The organism is Rhizobium anhuiense bv. trifolii, from assembly GCF_024346605.1.
GTDB lineage: Bacteria > Pseudomonadota > Alphaproteobacteria > Rhizobiales > Rhizobiaceae > Rhizobium > Rhizobium anhuiense.
In genome coordinates, this window is sequence record NZ_CP098803.1 from 302501 (window position 1) to 319016 (window position 16516).

Genomic DNA, 16516 nt, shown 5'->3' on the forward strand with positions numbered 1-16516 from the left:
TGTTTGCAGTCTTCGGACTGCATCTGACGGACGATCGGATTACCGTTGCCTGACCGCGCGGTATCGGATTCAATCTCGAGAAGCTGGTCTTAAGACAGGCTGCAAGTGGGCTGCTCGGCGTAGCTCCAATAAAGCAGACCTGTCGAACACGTCGATGGCATTGTTGGATTGACTGGGTTGTAAAAGGTAACCCGGTCTGTTGCCGTTTCTTTGAAGCGGGCAACGAGATGATGAGCATTGGCAATGAGAACGATTAAGTGTCGTAAGGGCATTTGGTGGATGCCTTGGCATGCACAGGCGATGAAGGACGTGATACGCTGCGAAAAGCCGTGGGGAGCTGCGAATGAGCTTTGATCCATGGATCTCCGAATGGGGCAACCCACCTTAAATGCTTGGAAAATCATTCTGGTTGTTTGGCCTCTGGCCGGGCAACCCGAGTGGTTTCCAAGCATTGTGATAAGGTATCTACACCTGAATACATAGGGTGTAAGAAGCGAACGCAGGGAACTGAAACATCTAAGTACCTGCAGGAAAGGACATCAACCGAGACTCCGCAAGTAGTGGCGAGCGAACGCGGACCAGGCCAGTGGCAATTGTGATTAAAGTGGAACGCTCTGGAAAGTGCGGCCGTAGTGGGTGACAGCCCCGTACGCGTAGATATCACGATTGTCCTAGAGTAGGGCGGGACACGAGAAATCCTGTCTGAACATGGGGAGACCACTCTCCAAGCCTAAGTACTCGTGCATGACCGATAGCGAACAAGTACCGTGAGGGAAAGGTGAAAAGCACCCCGACAAGGGGAGTGAAATAGAACCTGAAACCGGATGCCTACAAACAGTCGGAGCCCGCAAGGGTGACGGCGTACCTTTTGTATAATGGGTCAACGACTTAGTGTAACAAGCAAGCTTAAGCCGGTAGGTGTAGGCGAAGCGAAAGCGAGTCTGAATAGGGCGATTTAGTTTGTTGCATTAGACCCGAAACCGAGTGATCTAGCCATGAGCAGGTTGAAGGTTGGGTAACACCAACTGGAGGACCGAACCCGCATCTGTTGCAATAGATTGGGATGACTTGTGGCTAGGGGTGAAAGGCCAATCAAACTCGGAAATAGCTGGTTCTCCGCGAAATCTATTTAGGTAGAGCGTCGAGCGAATACCCCCGGGGGTAGAGCACTGGATGGGCTATGGGGACTCACCGTCTTACTGATCCTAACCAAACTCCGAATACCGGGGAGTACTACTCGGCAGACACACGGCGGGTGCTAACGTCCGTCGTGAAAAGGGCAACAACCCTAACCTCCAGCTAAGGTCCCCAAGTCATGGCTAAGTGGGAAAGGATGTGAGGATCCCAAAACAACCAGGATGTTGGCTTAGAAGCAGCCATCATTTAAAGAAAGCGTAACAGCTCACTGGTCTAAATAAGGGTCTTTGCGCCGAAAATGTAACGGGGCTGAAGCCATGCACCGAAGCTGAGGATTTGCGAGCAATCGCAAGTGGTAGCGGAGCGTTCCGTAAGCTGATGAAGGGAGACCTGTGAGGGCTCCTGGAGGTATCGGAAGTGCGAATGTTGACATGAGTAACGATAAAGAGGGTGAGAGACCCTCTCGCCGAAAGACCAAGGGTTCCTGCTTAAAGTTAATCTGAGCAGGGTTAGCCGGCCCCTAAGGCGAGGCAGAAATGCGTAGTCGATGGGAACCACGTTAATATTCGTGGGCCTGGTGGTAGTGACGGATTGCACAAGTTGTTCTGGTTTATTGGATTATCAGGGCAGCGGAGCGGTTCCAGGAAATAGCTCCACCGTATAGACCGTACCCGAAACCGACACAGGTGGTCAGGTAGAGTATACCAAGGCGCTTGAGAGAACTATGTTGAAGGAACTCGGCAAATTGCACGCGTAACTTCGGAAGAAGCGTGACCCCATTTTACGCAAGTATGATGGGGTGGCACAGACCAGGGGGTAGCGACTGTTTATCAAAAACACAGGGCTCTGCGAAGTCGCAAGACGACGTATAGGGTCTGACGCCTGCCCGGTGCTGGAAGGTTAAGAGGAGAGGTGCAAGCTTTGAATCGAAGCCCCAGTAAACGGCGGCCGTAACTATAACGGTCCTAAGGTAGCGAAATTCCTTGTCGGGTAAGTTCCGACCTGCACGAATGGCGTAACGACTTCCCCGCTGTCTCCAACATAGACTCAGTGAAATTGAATTCCCCGTGAAGATGCGGGGTTCCTGCGGTCAGACGGAAAGACCCCGTGCACCTTTACTATAGCTTTACACTGGCATTCGTGTCGGCATGTGTAGGATAGGTGGTAGGCTTTGAAGCGGGGACGCCAGTTTCCGTGGAGCCATCCTTGAAATACCACCCTTATCGTCATGGATGTCTAACCGCGGCCCGTCATCCGGGTCCGGGACAGTGTATGGTGGGTAGTTTGACTGGGGCGGTCGCCTCCGAAAGAGTAACGGAGGCGCGCGATGGTGGGCTCAGACCGGTCGGAAATCGGTCGTCGAGTGCAATGGCATAAGCCCGCCTGACTGCGAGACTGACAAGTCGAGCAGAGACGAAAGTCGGTCATAGTGATCCGGTGGTCCCGCGTGGAAGGGCCATCGCTCAACGGATAAAAGGTACGCCGGGGATAACAGGCTGATGACCCCCAAGAGTCCATATCGACGGGGTTGTTTGGCACCTCGATGTCGGCTCATCGCATCCTGGGGCTGGAGCAGGTCCCAAGGGTTTGGCTGTTCGCCAATTAAAGCGGTACGTGAGCTGGGTTCAGAACGTCGTGAGACAGTTCGGTCCCTATCTGCCGTGGGTGTAGGAATATTGACAGGATCTGTCCCTAGTACGAGAGGACCGGGATGGACATATCTCTGGTGGACCTGTTGTCCTGCCAAGGGCATAGCAGGGTAGCTATATATGGACGGGATAACCGCTGAAGGCATCTAAGCGGGAAACCCACCTGAAAACGAGTATTCCCTATCAGAGCCGTGGAAGACGACCACGTTGATAGGCCGGGTGTGGAAGTGCGGCAACGCATGAAGCTTACCGGTACTAATAGCTCGATTGGCTTGATCGTTCTCATTGACTATGCTCATCCCCCGGCGAAGGCTTTGCCTTCGTCCGGATCGATGAAGTGAGTAGTGAATAGGCAGTAGTGAGCAGTGAAAACTCTCGCGGCTGCCCTCACAAGCCTCAAAAGACGTGTTCAAAACAAACCACGACCGACTAGTCACTAACTAGTCACTCAGTGTACCAGCTTCTCAAATCAATAAGTTGCGCTTTGCCGACCTGGTGGTTATGGCGGGGTGGCTGCACCCGTTCCCATTCCGAACACGGCCGTGAAACGCCCCTGCGCCCATGGTACTTCGTCTTAAGACGCGGGAGAGTAGGTCGCTGCCAGGTCTGCAAAGCGCAACTTATATCAATCAATCTTCTCAATCACGCCAAACGGCCCATAGCCGAGACAAAAGGGCCGCCCATAAAGCGGCCTTTTGTGTTAAATTATATCTCGCGGGGTGGAGCAGCCCGGTAGCTCGTCAGGCTCATAACCTGAAGGCCGCAGGTTCAAATCCTGCCCCCGCAACCAAATCTCACACAGACCGCCATACACACTGATACAAAAAGCCCGCCTCGTGCGGGCTTTTGGCGTTTCCAGATGGAATTAAGCCAAGGCTTCAGCACTCGCCCCAGAGCCGATGGCAGCGTGGAAACGGAAAATGTGTCGTGTCGGAACCGTCGGACCGCCTTTCCGCACCATGGCAAAACGTCCTCAATGCAGACGCGGTCGGCGTCGTTCGCTGAGCTGCCGTCCCCGGTTCCAGCGGGCGATGGTTTCCGGCACGATGTCCGTCTTGCGGGCCGCCGGCTCGGCACATTCGCGAATGCGTTCAAGCGCCGCACTTGCCTTGGCGGCATAATCCAGTGCGGCCGGATCGTCCGAATGCACTCCCTGGATCGCAGCGAAGACGGCTTCTGCTTCAGCCAGCCGTCTGCTGGCAGTAAGGGCGATGCCGCGCTTGTAATGCGCCTGGATGAGATGCGGCCCGATCTCGCCGACCTGGCGGAAAGTCTCTGCGGCCTGGTCGTATTGATGCAGGGCAAGCTGCGTGTCGCCAAGCCGCATCTGGATCGGTGTCGGATCGGGCGCTCGCTCGGTGAGCGCGTTGTAGGCAGTCAGTGCCTCCGTCAGCTTGCCGCGGTCGAACAGCAGATTGGCAAGGCCGAATTCCGCGCCGGTATGGCCGGGAGCCGATTGCAGGACCTGGTTGAAGGCAATCTCCGCCTTACCGCGGGCGCCGTTGCGGTACATATCGAGCGCCTGTTCATAGACGAAGCGAATGCTGCGCGGGTTGAGCACGCCATGCAGGTTCTGGCCGTTGCGGGTGCGGAACAGGGTGCAACTGATCCGCCGTTCCTCTACCCCGAACATATATTTGTAAGGTTCGTTGCCGCGCAGGAAGTCATAGGTCTTGAAACCGTCCTCGATCGCCCGCCGGATGCAGTAGCCATGCAGGATAAGGCCGGGAGACGGCGTCTTCCAGTTCTCGTCGCGGCCGGTGATATAGAAGAGGATGGCCTTCTTCTGCCGGTCGACGATATTCGCCAGCGCGCCGAGCGGCTGGTCGCCGTACCACAAGACCGGCACGTCGAGATTGCCGCTGTTGAAGCAGTCCATCAGCATCTCGCGCGTGGTGACGATTAGCCGCTCGGTCCGCTCCGCACCCTTGCGGGCGCTCCATTTGGTCCGCCAGAGATTGAAGAGGATGTTGAGGTCGCGATCGATGGTCTCGGGGGTTGCCATGGTGATCCGGTAGATATCGTCGCCTTCGACCTTGCGCAGGAACCGCCGGAGCTTCTGGCGTGTCTGGCTGCTCATGCGCTGTTCGAGATAATCGTCGAAGCTTGCCGGCAGCGGGACGATCGGGCAGATCGTGTTGTCGATGTTCTCGCTGTTCATCGGCGAGCTGTCGCGAAACATCACCTCCGGCCCTTGCAGCGCCTCGATCATCTTCTCACGCCGGCCCGCTGGGCCGCTGAAATATTCGATCTTCAGATCGGTCCAGTTCTGATGTTTGATAAACGAAGCAAAACCGGCAATGGCATGATGCTCGTAATCCGGCCTGACGATGAAGCCGGTGTAATCGGCCGCAAAATTCCCGGCCATTATGATTTCGTCGTAGAAGAGCCCGGTCTTCTCGTTCAGATGGGTGATGAGGCGCAGCGGAAAGAAGGCGACATAAGGTGCTGCGGGATCGCGCTCGCGAAGGGCAAGGATGAACCAGCGGCGCCGGCGAGAGAGATAATTCTTCAGCCAGATCCAGGAGAGGAAATGCTGCGCGTCGGGATCTTCCATGAAGACCCGATCCCAGTTGTCGCGTAGCGCCTCGAACCCGGCAATAGTGTCGATAACATCTATGCGCATGTCCGCCCCCCAATACCCCATACGTCACTCGGGAGGTTTCATTCTAATGGGAAACACCGATCTTCAAATAAACCGTCCGGATGATTTGCAGGGCTTAAATATGATTAGTCCTGAGCCGGCGCTTAACCCAAAATCGAAGTCGGTTTTCAGTAAAGATCACATATCAATTCAAAGACATAGAGCGCGATGCCCCTGTCGAATGCGACGCTTCAATCTATCTCGCCCGAAAGTGTGCAACGGTTTTGGAAAGAGATACTCGTAAGAGTTACTCAGAGCTCGCCGGCGATCCTCGGGCTCGCATGGATGAAGGCCCAGAGCGTCCGGCTGATGGCGACGATTTCGGCGATCGACTTTTCCAGAAGGTCGAGCTCGCGCGCGTCCATCTGCTCGATCTTGCCATAGCGGATCTCCTTGTCGTCCTCGACCAGCCGCATCAGCTGCGTGCTGGAGATCTCTCCCTTTTCGTCGAAGGAATAGATGCAGTGATTGTATTTGTTGCGTGTCTTGGATTCCTTCTTCAGCCGCGACATGGCTGAAAGGATCGCCTTCCGGTCGGAAGCTGAGGTCGAAGCGAGCTTGGCAAGCCGTTCGATGAGATCGATCCGGGCGCGCGTCGTATTGAGCGTCAGGAACACCACGATCGCCGCATCCTTTTCGACCCGGAGAAGATGGGCGATGATGTAGATCAGCAGGCTTTCGGTATTCGTCCAGACATAGTTCAGGCGGCCGACCCGCAACAGGACATCGGACATCGCCGCCATGCTCTACCCTTTCTCCCCCTGAGGGGACGACCCATCCCCAAGGGGATGATACGTGCCGACATTATATCAGAACAATGGACGAGGCCGTCATATTGCCGGACCGCTCCCTGCCTGATTGCGAGTGATCAGCGTTCCTTGAAAGCCCGTGACATGCTGTCGGTGATTGGTTTGCTCAGATATTCGAAAAAGGTGCGTTCCGACGTCTGGATCAGCACTTCTGCTGGCATGCCGGGAACGGGATGGAAATTGTGCACCCGGGAAATCTCGGAATCGGGTATTTCGACGCGGACGATATAGACGTCCTTGACCGAGACCCCGGAACTTTCCTCGATCGAGTCGGCCGAAACGTAGAAGACCCTGCCTTGCAGCACCGGCGTCGTGCGCCGGTTGAGCGCCGTCAGGCGGATCGAGGCCGTTTCTCCCTCGTGCAGCTGATCGATGGAGGTACGCAGCACCTGCGCCTCCAGGATCAGCGGCACATGCGCCGGCAGGATTTCCATGATCGGCTTGCCGGTCGTGATGACGCCGCCGGCGGTATGAAAATAGGAGCGCACCACTGTGCCCGTCACCGGTGAGCGGATGGTGGTGCGTTCGAGCACGCCGGCAGCCTCGCGCATCTGTTCGCGCACGCTGTCCAGATCGGATTCGGCGGTTTCGAGCGCATCGAGTGCCGCCTGTTTGTTGGAGTTGACGGCGATGATGGCTTCCTGGCGGAATTTGGCGATCTCCGCCTCGCTCTCGTTGAGCTCGCCGTTCAGGCGAGAAATATCGCCCATCGCATCGGCGATCGCCCGTTCGATTGCCAGGAGATCCGTCTTGCGCATATAGCCGACCTTGACCAGTCGCGCCTTGGAATCGCGTTCCTCGGTCAGCAGCGCCAATTGTCTCTCGAAGGATTCGCGTTGGCCTTTATAGCCGCCGAACCGGTATTCCAGCGACTTGATGTTTTTCTCGATCAGATTGAGCTGCTCTTCGAGCTTGATCTGCTTGCTGTGGAAGACGACGTTCTGGCTCTGGATGATCGCGTTGATGTCTGGATCGCTTGCTTCCTTCATGACGATATCGGGAACCTGGAATTCCCGCAGGCCCTGCGCTTCGGCACGGAGCCTTGCGACGACGGCTTCCAGGCGCAGGCGCCGAAGCTGCAGCATCCGTTCGTTCGAGCGGGATGCTGTCGGGTCGAGGGTCAGCAGGACGTCGCCTTCCTTCACCGTGTCGCCCTCGCTGACGCGCATCTCCTTGATGATGCCGCCTTCCAGATGCTGGACGATCTTGTTGTTGCCGGTCGCAACGAAGCTCGCCTGGGCAATGACGGCCGAGGCAAGCGGTGCCGTCGCAGCCCAGAAGCCGAACCCGCCGAACGAGGTGAAGAGAACCGTCAGGCCGACGATGCAGTGCACGCGGATCGAGCGCGGCACGTCGCTATACCATTCGAGCTGCGCCGGGCCTGATGTCTCCCGATTTTTGCGTCCCATGTCGTTCACCCTTCGATACGCGGTGCTTGTTGACCGTTATTGCCGTTGTTCTTGGAAAGCGCCTGCAGCACCTCGATCCTTTCCCCGAACATGGCGACAGTGCCCTCCTTGAGCACGAGGATCTTGTCGACGCATTGGAGAAGGGCGGGGCGCTGGGTGATGGTGACCGTGGTGATGCCCTGCTTCTTGGCGTGGATCAGCGCCTTGGCAAGCGCTGCCTCGCCCTGGGTATCGAGGTTCGAATTCGGCTCGTCGAGAACGACGAATTTGGGATTGCCGAAGAAGGCGCGGGCAAGCGCGATGCGCTGCTTCTGGCCGCCCGAAAGCGGAGCGCCGTCTGCCGCCACGATGGTTTCATAGCCCTGCGGGAAGCTTGCGATGAGCTCGTGCACGTCGGCGAGCACTGCTGCCTCGTAGATCTGATGATCGTCGACGTCGTCGCGCATGCGGCAGATATTGGCTTTGATCGTACCGGGAAAGAGCTGCACGTCCTGCGGCAGGTAGCCGATGCTTTCGCCGAACTGACGCTGATCCCAGTTGCGCAGATCCATCAGATCGAGGCGCACATTTCCCGATGTCGGAACGATCGAGCCGACGAGCATCTTGCCGAGCGTCGTCTTGCCCGATCCGGAATTGCCGATGATCGCAAGCGATTCCCCCTTCCTGAGCGAGAAGGAGATGCCGTTGAGAATGACTTTCTTCTGTGGCGGCGGCACGAAGAGAATGCGCTCGACATCGAGCCGGCCTTCCGGATTGGGAAGGCGCAGGCGCGGGAAGTTCAAGGGAGAGTTCAACAGCAGTCCCTTGATCCTGCCATAGGCGGCTGCCGACCGGTTGAACTGGTGCCAGCCTTCGATGGCGCCTTCGATCGGCGCCAGCGCGCGTCCCGAAATGATCGAGGCCGCAATCACCATGCCGCCCGTCAATTCTCCGGCGAGCGACAGATGCGCGCCCCAGCCGAGCAGGGTAACCTGGGTAATCATGCGGCAGGCCTTCGATATGCCCGAGAAGATAATGTTGCGGTCCTGAGCCTCGACTTGCGATTTCAGCGAGCCCGCCGTTTCCCGGCCCCACATCTTCACCGCCTCGGGGATCATCGCCATGGCGTTGATGATTTGCGAATTGCGCGACATGGAATCGAGATGGAAATTCGCCCGGCTGAGATAGCCGTTGGATTCGGCGAATTGCCGGGCGGTGAATTTCTGATTGAGATAGGCGATGAAAAAAAGCACCGCACAGCAGACCATGATGATGATGCCGAGATGCGGATGCACGAAATAGACGACGACCACGAAGAACGGCATCAGCGGCGCATCGAGAAATGCGATCAGCGTGCCTGACGTCACGAAGCCGCGCAGCAGCTGCAGGTCCTGCAGCGTCTGATAATCCTTGCCGCTGCCATGCAGCGACGCCCTCGCCGCAGCGCTGAGGATCGGCGCGCCGAGCTGTACTTCGAGCTCCACCGCGGTGCGCATCAGGATGAAGCGCCGCACCGAATCCATGAAGGCCTGCAGCAGCACGGCGCCGAGCACGGCGATCGAAAGCATGACGAGCGTGTCGATGGAGCGGCTGGTCAGCACCCGGTCGGATATCTGGAAGAGATAGAGCGGGATCGCCAACAGAAGCACGTTGATGGCGATCGTGAACATCATGACCACAGCCATGTTGCGTCGGACCGCCGCCATGCCGCGCGAGAGGCTGGCGGCGAAATTCACAGGCTCACTGCGCTTGTGAAAACCGCCGCCACTTCCCCCGCCCCCGCCCGCGCCGCCACCGGGATCGGAATCCTTGCCGGTTCCGCCGCCGCCGGTGCGCAGCCGTCTGTCATTCTCGCTGATCGGACCGCCCTCGCCTTCGATCGTCTTGCCGAAGGGCATCGTCGGGTTCGATTTGAGCTCGGTCGTCTCTTTCGGCAGTTCAGGCGCCGCCCGCGCTTCGATCTGCGGTTGGGCGGGCGCTTCCGCCGGTTTTGCTGTGGCCGGGGCCTGCACCACCCCGGCGAAAGGCGCCGTTTCCGCGGCCGAAGGTTTCGGCGAGGCTTCCGGCATCACCACCTTTTGCGCAGAGGGTGGCGGCGCTGTGTCTTCGCGCGCCATAGCGGCAGCCTCGCGTACTGCAACTTCGGCCGTCTTCTTGCCGCCTTCGGTCGATGAAGCAGCGGCGCCGCTGAGCCTGCGAAGGTTCTCGACCGCCTCGTCGATCGCAGAGATGCACAGATTGGCCGGCGCCGTTTCCGAAGGGGCAGCGGAGGGAATATTGCCCGACCTCAGATCGAGAGCGCTGCCTGCTGCAAAAACTTGTTTCGAAATCTGGTTCATCGTGGTTCCTTCGCAATACTTAAGGTCACGCGACCATGGCTTGCATTACGTCGGCGGGGTGCGCCGACGACCATGAAAGATCATGCCCGGCATTGATGACGCCATCGGCGGAACAGCCGCCCGTGGGATCGTCGTCATCGAGAAAGGCGATGACTTCGTTGGCGAGCCTGTCGTCGGCTGACTGCGGCTGCGTCGCATCATGCTCCACCAGCCCGCCTTGAATGAGGATGGCGTCTGAATAGAGCTGGCCTGCCAGATAGGTGGTCTGGCCGAAACTGTCGTAGTCGACGATCTCGGCGATGTTGATGACCGCATTGCTGCCAGTGTCGATCGTCACCGTCGCATCGGGATTGTTGCCGAGGAGCGTCGCCGCCGCCTGGGTCACATCGTCGGAATCGCCGAGGATGCTCACCTGCTTTATGATCGTCATGTCGTAGAGATTGCCGGTGATGTAGAGCACGTTGAGGCCGGCATATCCCTGAAAATTCACATCGAACGACAGCCCCTCCGGCATATTGGGATCGCGATCTTCGATCGCCTTCTGCGCTTCGATCATATAGTCCGGCATGGCCTCGAACGGGGTGCCCGTCCCGACATTGTGGATCGAGGCGAAATTCCAGATCAGGTTGTTGCCGGTCTGGATGTCGGCGCCCGGATCGACGCCGTCTTCCGCCCGCACCCAGTCATTGTCGTAGAGCAGCGAGATCTGCGTGATGCTGTTGATGTCGAGCACATTGCCGCCGATGATCACCAGGTCATACTGCATGCCCATCCCGAAAAAGGAGGATAAGTTGATGGAGGTATTGCCACCCGTCAGAACCGTGGCTTCGGATCCCGAGGTGGTGACCGTCATCGTGTCGTTGTCGCTGATGAAGTGATACTGCTCGATCCACTGTACGAAGGAGACGTCGCCATCGATGACGTTGACGCGCCAGCTGTTCGGGAATGTCGGGTCGGCAGCATCGGTGTCGGCGTGGCTCGATGCTGCGAAGGTGCTGTTTTCGAAGACGGCGATATTCTTGGCGATCGTTCCCGCCTCCTCGGCCGAATGGCCGGATGAGCGCAGCGTCGAGGCGATCTCGTCATTGTCGCTGTAGACGAAGGCCTGGGAGACCGCGTCGATCTGGTGGTAATTGCCCATGACAGCGGTGACCGAGGTGATGACGCCGGTATTGATCACCGAGGCGATGTTGACCACGAAATTTGCGCCGGCGGTCACATCAAGGCTGTTGCCGCTGGGATCTGTCTGCTCGACGGATGAATTGCTGTCGTCAGCTTCTTCCTGGAGCTTGGCGAGACCGCGGTCGGGCAGGAAGTCGTCGAGGACGGGGATGTCGGCTTGACGTTCGCCATTGACATAGATGATGGGGTCGTCGCCCACCAGATCGGTGGTGACGAAATGATGCGTCGGGTCGGTGCTGAGCGAGGTTGTTCCGCTGTCCTCGGTATTCTGGGCATTCTGGATATAGGTTTCGATATCCTCGGCAATCTTCAGCGCGCCATCATAGGTATCAATCCGGTGCAGGCTCGAAAAAGGCGTGAAGATCTCGGCTTTGGCGCTGAAATCCGCGAGCCGTTCGATGACGAAACTCGTGTCGCGAGGCGCATGGATGCCATTCGTCATGTCGAGATAGTCGTCGTCGTAGAGAACGTTGACCTGAAGGACATGGCTGATAGCCGAGCCGGGCCCGGCAAAGACGGTCAGTTCCGGCTCATCCGACAGCACGATATCCGTAGGATCGCCGAAATGCGGTAGCGGGATGTCCTTTGCGGCGATCGCCGCCAGCTTCTCAAGGCTTTCTTCGAGGACGCGGCCCACATGGCGCGTCGGACCATATTCGATCTCGTAACTGCCGCTTTGGTAAATGACGCCCGGATCGTAGTCCTTGAGCTGGAAATCGGAAGAAAAGGCGGCGGTAAAGGCATCCTGATCCGGCAGAGCCGGTCCATCCGCGCCGGGTCCTGCCCCTTCGGCATAATTGGTGCGCAACCTCATCTCGTCGATCGTCATCTCGAAGACACCGATGAAATGCGCAATGATTTCCGAAATCTTCTCGATATGCATGGTTCGGCCCTCCCATTCGAAATGACGATCGGCCTTATCAGGCGCCCCTCGTTGGGAGCCGTGGTGTGGTCGTCAAACCGTTTTCAAGCAGTCAAACTGCACCGGCCGGAGCCGGTGCAGTTCGTCTTGGTCGTTGGAGGTCAGTGTCAGGTGCCGGTATCCTCGCCGACGTCGGAGACATGAGAATTGCCGCCGATGACGCTGGAGTCGACTGTATTGCTGAGCAGGTTCGCACCCTGAACGAGCTCGAGGTGGAAGCCGGAATTGGCAAGGACTGCCGAAGCATCGGCCGTGCTCGAGCCGCTGGCATCGTCGCCCGCCTTGAGGTCCCAGCCCTTGCCGTCCATCTCAATGCCTTCGGCACTGTCGGCGTGACCGGCGTCCGCCTTCAGGTGGTTGTCGGCGCCGCCATTGTCCATCTTGATGTTCCAGGCCTGGTCCTGGTCGGCCAGATGGTTTGCCTGGACGGCACTGAAGCCGCTGTCATTGCCCTCGCCGGACAGCGAATTGTTCAGGATGCTGTCGACGTCGAGCGTGAAGGAGAAGTCGTCGCCGAGATTGAAGGTGAGGTCGTGGCCGGCAACGCCGAGGTTGTCGAAGTCCTTGACGTCCTCGATCACGGCGAAGTCGGTGTCCGTCTTGTTGAAGCTGTCGGAGGTGTTGTTGCTGTCGGAGACCGTCTTGGTATCCGTATCCGTGATGGTCTTGATATCGGTGTCGGTCACGGTCTTCGTGTCGGTATCCGTGATCGTCTTGGTGTCGGTGTCGTTGTCGCTGTACGACTTGCTGTCATAGCTCCAGTCGTAATCGGTTTTGGTGTCGGTGTCGGTGATCGTCGTGGTCTTGACGCTCGTATCGTCGTCGGACTTGTAGCTCCAGTCATAGTCGTTGTCACGGTTGTCGCCATTGCTGGCGGAGATTTCGGCCTTAACGTCGACGTCGACGCTGTTGTCCGTATTGTCGCGATTGTCGCCATTGGCGACGCCGACATAACCGGTCGAGCCGTCGTCGACTTCAGTTGAATTGACAGCACTGTTTGCAAAGCCGTCGGCCAGAGCCCCGACCTTCGTGATTTCGGTTTCGTCGCCCGAAGATTTCGGGGGCTTATAGTCGTCAGACATTGCAGTTACTCCAGAAAAAAACCGGAGCAGCTTTTCGAAATCCCTCTCATCTCAAATGGGATTTTGCTCGCGCTCGCTCCGATGCGGTGAACATCGGCAGATGTATTCGATACTAGTCATCTGCGGGTTTGTCGCGACTTGTTGATCAAATCGATAGTATTGGGAACGCACGTACTCAGTACAATGCCGCACATATCCGACTCCCTATCCTGAAGAGGATAAGGAGTATTCAGGTTTTCTTTTAGTTGAGTTGCCATAAATGGAAGTCATGCATCAAAAAGGCATGCAGATACATAGCTCTTCCATGTCACCACTTGGACGACGACCACAGATTGGTGGAAAAAATACGGATCCGATAGATATCAATTCGGGCTAAGGCGGATCTGCCACGTCCGGATAACCCCGTCGCGGGAGCGTTAAGACCTTGTCGGAATCGATGTTGCTGAGCAGCTGGAATGCGGGACGCCCGGCATTCGCGGCTGGGTTGAGAGGCGACTTTCGACACGTCTCTGCCTCATCCCGGTGCATCCCCGCATGACGAAAATATGACAATTTGTACTGAAATATTACATTCAGTCGATCATCTATAGTCACGACAAATATAACCTTGAAGTATCTATCGCAGTGAAAATACAACCAAAGCATTGTAACGTATCGTTTTTCGTCCGCGAAAACTAATCACTTTGGGCCATTTCCTTCCTTCTCAATCCGTATTAACATAATTAAGAAATGTCTAAAAAATAAAGCGGTGACATCAGGGGCCGGCATTTCATACTATTTAATACCCGCCATCGCTCCACGTTTGAGTAAAGTGTAACGCTAGGGGAGGCGTATATGTTCATGACAGGCTCAGGAATGGAGAATGCGGACCAGGGAAGGAAGTTGGGTTCGTCCGGAAATACTATACTAGTGGTGGCCAAGGCGGATCTGTTTTCAGAGTGCATGGTAGAGGCGCTCGCAAAGAAATTTCCGAACTGTGAAGTGACAAGTATAGCGAGTACAAATCCGATGCTGGAAAAAGACACCAGCGATATAAAGCTCGTTTTATTTTACCATATACCCGCCCCGGAGCTTCATGAAGCGCTGCAGGCTGCCCGCGAAAACCACCCCGAAACCTCAATCGGGCTCGTCGTTGAAGCGATCGACATGCTCGAACCCTATGTCAGCCGGCTGGTCGAGGCACGGATCATCGATGGTGTCCTGCCGCTCAATCTCCGGCTCGATGTCTTCATGGCCGCAGTGGATCTGCTGATGAAGGGCGGCGAACATTTTCCGTCAGCGCTTCTCAATCGTCTGACCAACAAGAATGCCCAGCTGGAACCTTCGCTCTATCAGACAAAATCGGTCGATGTGGCGCGCAGCAATGCGCTCAAGCTGAGACGTGACAGCATCTCCGCTTTGACAACCCGGGAGGTTCAGATCCTGGACCTCATTTGCAAGGGGACGCAGAACAAGATCATCGCCGACAAGCTGCATCTTTCCGAAAACACCGTGAAGGTTCACGTCCGCAACATCTACAAGAAGATGAACGTCCGAAACCGCACCGAAGCGGCATCGCGCTTCTTCAATGAGCATCCCGTCGGCGAAGACGACATGTCCGGCCGGTGGCGCAATTGATCTAATGGTTTTATTTCAGATCGAAGGACGCGCAAAGCAGCGCGACTTCTGTCCGAAGCCGCTCGGAGAGCAGATATAAGGCGCTGAGCCGTGATAGGCGACGGTGCGAACCGTTGCCGCAGCCCGGCGCTCGGTCCGGCTTGCCGGATAAGCATAGGCCTTCGAGACACGCGGTGCCTCGACCACGACGACATTCTTTTTCGCGACGACGGCGATATCGTCATCGACGGCCGTACAGGCCGTCGGCCCGGTCGCTAGAAGCGCCATTCCCCAGACAAACATTGTCGAGCGAAGACGCCAGCCTTTCAGCTGCGCTACATCTTGCTTTTTCAACATGGCCAAAACCCCTCGCATATCGCGCTCCCCGATGCAAGACCGGCCGTGCGGTCAAGCGCGGCCAAGCTGCACGCCGTCCGTTCTATATTAGTTTCATTGCGTGAAGCTTAAGCAATGGATGATAGGCGTTGCGGCGGAAAAGTGTCCGGAGTGATTAATCAATTGTTACTTTGAAGAATATTTGCGTAATTATTTTGGATATCTAGAATTTTTAAAGTTGACCTTGTCGGCAATAGACTTATCATTGAAATACTAATTCAGTTATCCGAAGAATAACTCAGAAAGTTATTCAAACTTGATAGTCATAATAATGAATATCAAGGCGGATAAGGGAGATATGACGGGCATACCCAAATCAAAAGACTAAAAACATGGGAAGGAGTTTGTAATGCGTAGTTTCGTTCCCAACGACGGCTATTCTCAAGTGTCAGGCATGCCGGTGCCCCAAGGCGCGCGCACCGTCCTTGTGAATGGTGGGGCCGGCTTCCTCGGCTCTCATCTCTGCGAAAGGCTTCTGCAGCGCGGCCACAAGGTCATATGCCTTGATAATTTTTCGACCGGCCGCCGTGTGAATGTCGATCACCTTCTATCGAATAGCCGCTTCCACATCGTCGAGCACGATGTTCGCCAGCCCTTCGATATCGACGCGTCACTCATCTTCAATTTCGCCTCTCCCGCCTCTCCGCCGGATTATCAGCGGGATCCTGTGGGAACGCTGCTCACCAACGTGCTCGGTGCGGTCAACACCCTGGACTGTGCGCGAAAGACCGGTGCGATTGTCGTTCAGTCGTCGACGTCGGAGGTCTATGGCGACCCGACCCACAGCCCGCAGCACGAATCCTATTGCGGCAACGTCAACCCGATCGGGCCGCGCGGCTGCTACGACGAAGGCAAGCGCAGTGCCGAAACCCTGTTCTTCGACTATCACAGGACTTACGGCGTCGACATCAAGGTTGGCCGCATCTTCAACACCTACGGGCCACGCATGCGCCTGGACGACGGGCGGGTTGTTTCCAATTTCATCGTGCAGGCCCTGCGCAATGCCGACCTGACGATCTATGGCGATGGCGAGCAGACCCGTTCTTTCTGCTATGTCGATGATCTTATCGAGGGTTTCCTGCGTTTTTCGGCTGCCGGCAGCGCCTGCAACGGTCCGATCAACCTCGGCAACCCGACCGAAATCACCGTTCGCCGCCTGGCGGAAATCATTCGGGACCTGACGAATTCCCGTTCGCGGATCGTCCACCTGCCTGCGGTCGCCGACGACCCTCGTCAGCGGCGGCCGGATATTTCCCGGGCCATGGCAGAGCTGGACTGGCAGCCCCGCATCGGGCTCGAAACCGGTCTGGCTCGCAGCGTCGACTATTTCGACGGACTGCTGGCGGGCACAGAGAAGGCGGAGATCGTATGA

The 16516-nt window shown here is 56.9% G+C and carries 9 protein-coding genes, 1 tRNA gene and 2 rRNA genes; 5 read left to right on the plus strand and 7 right to left on the minus strand.

All coding sequences use genetic code 11. The annotated features are described in order from the left end of the window. Nucleotides 1–251: 251 nt before the first annotated feature. The 3 genes from NE851_RS10055 to NE851_RS10065 all read left to right on the plus strand — a co-directional run bounded on the left by NE851_RS10055 (nucleotide 252) and on the right by NE851_RS10065 (nucleotide 3576). Nucleotides 252–3066: ribosomal RNA gene (locus NE851_RS10055) — 23S ribosomal RNA — on the plus strand. 211 nt (nucleotides 3067–3277) lie between these two features. After that, nucleotides 3278–3392, plus strand: a 5S ribosomal RNA gene (rrf, locus tag NE851_RS10060). A 107-nt stretch (nucleotides 3393–3499) separates the two neighbouring features. Continuing rightward, a tRNA-Met gene (locus tag NE851_RS10065) sits at nucleotides 3500–3576 on the plus strand. A gap of 183 nt (nucleotides 3577–3759) precedes the next feature. On the opposite strand, the gene NE851_RS10070 is transcribed toward NE851_RS10065, so the two are convergent. From NE851_RS10070 to NE851_RS10095, 6 genes are all read right to left on the minus strand, one after another. Next, the gene (locus tag NE851_RS10070; RefSeq protein ID WP_254960174.1) at nucleotides 3760–5412 is read right to left on the minus strand and encodes a GNAT family N-acetyltransferase; all 1653 of its coding nucleotides are present in this window, start codon (nucleotides 5410–5412) and stop codon (nucleotides 3760–3762) included. 269 nt (nucleotides 5413–5681) lie between these two features. Beyond that, complete coding sequence (locus tag NE851_RS10075; RefSeq protein WP_028756241.1) at nucleotides 5682–6173, minus strand: hypothetical protein; 492 nt, start codon at nucleotides 6171–6173, stop codon at nucleotides 5682–5684. A 125-nt stretch (nucleotides 6174–6298) separates the two neighbouring features. After that, the gene (locus NE851_RS10080) at nucleotides 6299–7648 is read right to left on the minus strand and encodes an HlyD family type I secretion periplasmic adaptor subunit (RefSeq protein ID WP_127431881.1); all 1350 of its coding nucleotides are present in this window, start codon (nucleotides 7646–7648) and stop codon (nucleotides 6299–6301) included. A 5-nt stretch (nucleotides 7649–7653) separates the two neighbouring features. Further along, nucleotides 7654–9966 (minus strand): type I secretion system permease/ATPase, encoded by a 2313-nt coding sequence (locus NE851_RS10085; protein ID WP_183906596.1) that lies wholly within the window; start codon nucleotides 9964–9966, stop codon nucleotides 7654–7656. 25 nt (nucleotides 9967–9991) lie between these two features. After that, entirely contained in the window at nucleotides 9992–12031 is a 2040-nt protein-coding gene (locus tag NE851_RS10090) for a hypothetical protein (RefSeq protein WP_127431879.1), read from the minus strand. 146 nt (nucleotides 12032–12177) lie between these two features. After that, on the minus strand, nucleotides 12178–13152 hold the full coding sequence (locus NE851_RS10095) for a hypothetical protein (RefSeq protein ID WP_052215224.1): 975 nt from the start codon (nucleotides 13150–13152) through the stop codon (nucleotides 12178–12180). Nucleotides 13153–13986: 834 nt separating this feature from the next. Between NE851_RS10095 and NE851_RS10100 the strand changes: the two genes are divergently transcribed. Continuing rightward, nucleotides 13987–14769: a helix-turn-helix transcriptional regulator gene (locus NE851_RS10100; protein WP_028756235.1), complete on the plus strand. Its 783-nt coding sequence runs from the start codon at nucleotides 13987–13989 to the stop codon at nucleotides 14767–14769. Nucleotides 14770–14784: 15 nt separating this feature from the next. Here NE851_RS10100 and NE851_RS10105 read toward each other — a convergent pair whose 3' ends face one another. Beyond that, nucleotides 14785–15105, minus strand: coding sequence for a hypothetical protein (locus NE851_RS10105; RefSeq protein WP_028756234.1), 321 nt, complete (start codon nucleotides 15103–15105; stop codon nucleotides 14785–14787). Nucleotides 15106–15493: 388 nt separating this feature from the next. Here NE851_RS10105 and NE851_RS10110 point away from each other — a divergent pair, with 388 nt between their 5' ends. Next, nucleotides 15494–16516 carry a UDP-glucuronic acid decarboxylase family protein gene (locus NE851_RS10110; RefSeq protein WP_028756233.1) on the plus strand — a complete coding sequence of 341 codons (1023 nt, stop codon included), beginning with the start codon at nucleotides 15494–15496 and terminating at the stop codon, nucleotides 16514–16516.